The sequence below is a fragment of the uncultured Candidatus Puniceispirillum sp. genome (genome assembly GCF_963979125.1).
Lineage (GTDB): Bacteria > Pseudomonadota > Alphaproteobacteria > Puniceispirillales > Puniceispirillaceae > Puniceispirillum.
In genome coordinates this window covers 1-5191 of sequence record NZ_CAXBVX010000121.1, presented here as the reverse complement: position 1 = coordinate 5191, position 5191 = coordinate 1, and the positions used below count along the sequence as shown (strand labels likewise).

Here is a 5191-nt window from a genome sequence, read left to right as displayed (position 1 = left end):
CTCCACATTAAGAAAAGAACAGGGCGAGATTTAAGATAAATGTTGCGACCAGCGCGGCGCATCAAACCGAATCCTGTATCACCACCAGATAGGACAAATTGAGCAAAATATCAATGCCTGCCAGTCTGAGATAGACGGATATTAGCTATTATGACGGTTTGGTATCGTCTGACGTGTCAAAAGCTGACAAACGCCAGATCAGAGTATCGGTTTCTTACCATCAGGTTTTATTGTCAGACTTTGACGGTCAGATTGGCGTGACTTAGGGTTTCGCGTAGATCGCCAATCAAGCCATCAAGTGCTGCCTGACTGGCACCTTCGGCGCGTGCCACAAGCGCCGCTTCGGTATTCGAGGCGCGCACCAACCACCAGCCCGAAGCGCTACGAACCCGCACGCCATCGACAAGCGAGATGTTCGACATATCATCATTGCCAAAACGGGTGGTGGCAAAGCTGGCCAGTGCATCCATGGCGGTAAATTTTTTCGAATCGTCACAGTCAATGCGTAATTCGGGCGTTGCAAATTGCGGGGGCAAACTGTCCATAAAGGCGGTTATTGACTGGCCTGTCCGGTGCATCTGGCCAAGCACGCGCAAGGCGACATATATGGCATCATCAAAGCCGTAATAATCATCCTTGATAAAGATATGACCAGACATTTCGCCTGCCAGCGGCACATCCAGTTCAGCCATCCGCTTTTTCATATGGCTATGTCCAGTTTTCCAGATTTGGGCATCTGCCCCTGTGGCAGCGATCAGAGACATGGCCATATCGGATGATTTGACATCAAGCAGCATGGGACGGCCTTGATGTTTTGGGGCAATGTCCAAGGCCAGATAGGCAGTCAGAAGATCGCCAGGCACCTGTCGGCCTTTGGCATCGATCAGGCCGATCCTGTCACCATCACCGTCAAAGCCAATGCCCAGATCAGCTTTATGTGCCGCCACCGCATCGCGTAACATGTCCAGCGTTTCTGGATCAACCGGATTAGGGTGATGATTTGGAAAGGTACCATCAATCTTGGAAAATAGAACATGATGCGTGCCGCTTAGCTGGCAGGTGAGCGCATCGGTAACTTCGCCACTGGCACCATTACCGCAATCCCAGACAGCTGTTACATTGCCAACATCGGCGCCGTGCAAAATCCGCGCAACATAATCATCGAAAATTGAGATTTCGGTGGCGTGCCCGCCATCATGACGTGTTGACCCTGTGGCGCTGACGGTGCCTAGGTGAGTGATGTCATCGCCAAAAAAGACAGCGCCGTCCATGATCATTTTAAAACCGTTATGCGTTGGTGGATTATGGCTTCCAGTGACCTGAATCGCCGCGTCGGTTGCCAGCGCATCATTGGCATAATAGAGCATCGGTGTTGGCCCGCAGCCAATATCAAAAACGTCAGCACCTCCCGCCACCAGCCCGTCAATAAGGTGGCTGGCAAGAGCAGGCGATGACAGCCGCCCATCACGCCCGACAGCAATGCGTTTGGCAAGGCCGCGCGCATCCATACAGGCGGTGAATGCTAGGCCAATGGCAAAGGCATCAGCATCGGTCAGCGTTTGGTCATAAATGCCGCGAATATCATAGGCACGCAGAATCGAGGGATCAAATTGATGTGAGGACATTAAAGGGTCTCTTTTATCCAGCGATGTAAATCATCGGCTATATCGGGGCGTTCAAGCGCGAAAGCGATATTGGCTTGTAAATAGCCCAGCTTTGATCCGCAATCAAAACGGGTGCCTGAAAAGCGCAATCCGGTGAAGGGAGCTTTGCCAATCTGCTTGGCCAGTGCGTCGGTTAGCTGGATTTCATTGCCAGCACCGCGTTCCTGTGTAGCCAATGTGGCAAACACCTCAGGCTGGATGATATAGCGTCCAACAACAGCAAGTGTTGACGGTGCCTGATCGGGGGCTGGTTTTTCGACTAGCCCCTGTACGTCGATACAGGCTCCATCAATCTTGCCCGGCGTTACGATGCCATATGATTCGGTTTGCGAAGGCGGCACATCCATGACCGCAACCATATTGCCGCCGCCCTTGGCGTCATAGGCATCAACCATTTCGGCAAGGCAGCTTTTGCCCAGAATAAGATCGTCAGCAAGGATGATGGCGACCGGTTCGTCCTTGGCGATATGGCGCGCGCACCAGACAGCATGGCCAAGACCCGCTGGTTCCTGTTGCCGGACATACATGACCGATCCCGGATCGCGCAACATATTATGTACGGTGGCCAGTGCCTGAGCCTTGCCACGGATTTTCAATGTCGATTCCAGCTCAACACTATGGTCGAAATGATCTTCGATGGCGGTCTTGTTGCGGCCCGTGACAAAGATAAATTCTTCTATGCCAGCTTCGATCGCTTCTTCGACAGCATATTGAATGAGCGGTTTGTCAACGATCGGCAACATTTCTTTAGGCAAAGCCTTGGTCGCAGGCAGAAAACGTGTGCCAAGTCCGCCGACAGGAAAAATGGCTTTTTTAACCATGTGCTGTCCTTTTTACCTATCCATCATTGATCCTTATCAAGTATAGGTTCATAACTAGATTGGCAAGCAAACAGATAGAGTAATTGTCCATATGGCATATCCAACTGGAACCGAAATCAAAGCGGTACTTGTGGAATCAGCGTCGGTGAAAATGGCAACAGCAGATATATATGCCGATGCCATTATTGACGCTGCGCAGATGATCGCCGATGCCCTGGCGCAAGGCGGCAAGGTGATGTTATGCGGTAATGGCGGTTCGGCAGGTGATGCCCAACATATTGCTGCCGAATTTGTGGCGACGCTTGACCATAGACGCCCACGTGGCGGGCTGGCGGCTTTGGCGCTGACTACGGATACGTCTTTTATCACCGCCTATGCGAATGATTTTGGTTTTGAAGGTATTTTTCAGCGTCAGGTCGAAGCCTTGGGGCGCGAAGGTGACGTGCTGATTGGCATTTCTACCAGTGGTAATTCGGCGAATGTGGTTGCCGCGTTTGCCACCGCCCGCACAGCTGGCATCAAGACCATTGGTTTTACAGGTGAAGGTGGCGGCAAGCTGGCACCGCTTAGCGATATGCTGTTTGCGGTGCCTAGCGGTAAAACCATGCATATTCAAGAAGCACATATCGCGCTGGGGCATGTGCTGACCATGGCCGTCGAGCAAATTCTGGGCTATTAATAAAGCCATTAGATTGTGATGCTAGCGTGGGGATAACAAGTCTGAAAGCGTGGCTGTCGATGAATAAGCTTTGCACGGAGATAGTATTTTGAAAATTGCGGTAGTTGGAACTGGATATGTGGGCCTTGTATCGGGCGCATGCTTTTCCGAATTCGGATTTGATGTGACATGCGTTGATAATGATCCAGCAAAAATCGATCTTATCCAGAATGGTACCATGCCGATTTACGAACCAGGTCTTGAAGATCTTGTTGCCCGTAATGTCGCTGCCAGCCGTTTGCATTTCACCACTGATCTAGGCACCGCTGTTGCCGATGCGGATGCCGTTTTCATTGCGGTGGGCACGCCAGCCAGACGCGGCGATGGCCATGCTGACCTGTCTTTTGTTTATGCGGTGGCACGCGAGATTGCCCCGCATCTGGATGGCTATACAGTTGTGGTGACCAAATCGACCGTGCCGGTGGGCACGGGCCGTGAGGTTTATGACATTGTGTCAAAGACGAATCCGGATGCTGATTTTGACGTGGCGTCAAACCCCGAATTTTTGCGTGAAGGAGCAGCAATTAGCGATTTCATGCGCCCAGACCGCGTTGTTGTTGGCGCGACAAGCGAACGCGCCCGCGAGGTAATACGTGCGCTGTATCGACCATTATATCTGATCGAGACGCCGATTATCTTTACCGCGCTGGAAACATCCGAGCTGATTAAATATGCCAGCAATGCCTTTCTGGCGGTGAAAATTTCCTATATCAACCAGATGGCCGACCTATGTGAGGCAGTCGGTGCGAATGTGCATGATGTCGCCAAGGGTATGGGGCTGGATAAGCGTATTGGTAACAAGTTTCTGCATGCAGGGCCTGGCTATGGCGGATCATGTTTTCCAAAGGATACGCTGGCGCTGGTCAAAACCGCCGAACAGCATAATGTCGATATTGGAATCGTCGATGAAGTCGTGGCCTATAATGACCGGCGCAAGCAAGCGATGGCTGGCCGCGTGATGTCGGCGCTAGATGGGGCTGTTGCTGGCAAGGTGATTGCCATTCTGGGACTTGCCTTCAAACCAGAAACCGACGACATGCGGGATAGCCCATCAATTGATATTGTGCATGAGCTTGCCAATGCAGGCGCGCAAATAAAGGCCTATGATCCGAAAGCGATGGATGAAGCACGGCATATGCTGCCCGGCAATGTCAGCTATTGTGATAGTGCTGATACCTGTATTGTGGATGCTGATGCGGTTGTTATTGTCACCGAATGGAACGAATTCCGCGCGCTGACCGCGGCGCATTTTATTGCGTCCATGCGCGGCACGGTGCTGGTTGATTTACGCAACATCTATGATGCTGCGCAGATGCGCGAAGCCGGACTGGTTTATACGTCTATCGGCCGTTAAGCGTCTTGTCGTTACCCATTTGGGCGCGCCAAGCGTCAGGTATTTGCCCGCGTCATGTGGTTGTCACCACCGCAATGCCGATCAGTACCGCCGCCAAAGATGTGCGGGCGATATAAGGAATGGCATTCATGATTTTTGGATTTGGCGGCGTGCCTTTTTTTGCGCTATCTGCCAGATGGACATTCAAAAAGGCAACCACAAGAAGCAAGACTGTTGCACCAAGTAATTTCAGATGAAACGCCCATCCAAGATTGAAACTGCCATATAGCTGGTTGGTGAGAATAACTCCTGTTACCCACAAGATTATCAATGCGACAAGGCCAAGGCGCGCAAGCGTCATCATGGTTTTTTGAACATGTGGCGCGGGCGGCATGCCTGCCTTTTGATGCGCCTTGGCCAGAAGTGCATTGGCAACGCCAAGCCCGCCAGCCAGAAAAAGCGATAAATAGTGAAAAAATTTCAACGCGATTATCAATGACATAACATCCCCCATATCTAAACCAACGAACAATAACCCATGGATGGTTTATATTGCCCGTGAAAGGGTACTGATTTGTATGATCTGCGCAATGGCTTATATTGGGCCACACCGATTATACATGACTGCATAGGTGAGACCGCGATAAGTTGCAGG

At 51.4% G+C, this 5191-nt stretch carries 5 protein-coding genes; 2 read left to right on the top strand and 3 right to left on the bottom strand.

Annotated elements, in window-relative coordinates:
* Positions 1 to 233 precede the first annotated feature (233 nt).
* The gene (locus tag ABNT28_RS09865; protein ID WP_348721497.1) at positions 234 to 1625 is read right to left on the bottom strand and encodes a phosphomannomutase/phosphoglucomutase; all 1392 of its coding nucleotides are present in this window, start codon (positions 1623 to 1625) and stop codon (positions 234 to 236) included.
* Entirely contained in the window at positions 1625 to 2485 is an 861-nt protein-coding gene (galU, locus tag ABNT28_RS09860; protein WP_332924451.1) for a UTP--glucose-1-phosphate uridylyltransferase GalU, read from the bottom strand. The genes ABNT28_RS09865 and galU overlap by 1 nt, the downstream gene beginning before the upstream one ends.
* Positions 2486 to 2576: 91 nt before the next feature.
* Between galU and ABNT28_RS09855 the strand changes: the two genes are divergently transcribed.
* Both ABNT28_RS09855 and ABNT28_RS09850 read left to right on the top strand, forming a co-directional pair.
* Positions 2577 to 3164: an SIS domain-containing protein gene (locus ABNT28_RS09855; protein WP_348721496.1), complete on the top strand. Its 588-nt coding sequence runs from the start codon at positions 2577 to 2579 to the stop codon at positions 3162 to 3164.
* An 88-nt stretch (positions 3165 to 3252) separates the two neighbouring features.
* A complete protein-coding gene (locus ABNT28_RS09850) occupies positions 3253 to 4557 on the top strand; it encodes a UDP-glucose/GDP-mannose dehydrogenase family protein (protein WP_332924449.1) in 1305 nt (434 codons plus the stop codon).
* A 52-nt stretch (positions 4558 to 4609) separates the two neighbouring features.
* Here ABNT28_RS09850 and ABNT28_RS09845 read toward each other — a convergent pair whose 3' ends face one another.
* Positions 4610 to 5038 carry a hypothetical protein gene (locus tag ABNT28_RS09845; RefSeq protein ID WP_348721495.1) on the bottom strand — a complete coding sequence of 143 codons (429 nt, stop codon included), beginning with the start codon at positions 5036 to 5038 and terminating at the stop codon, positions 4610 to 4612.
* Between the last annotated feature and the right edge of the window lie 153 nt (positions 5039 to 5191).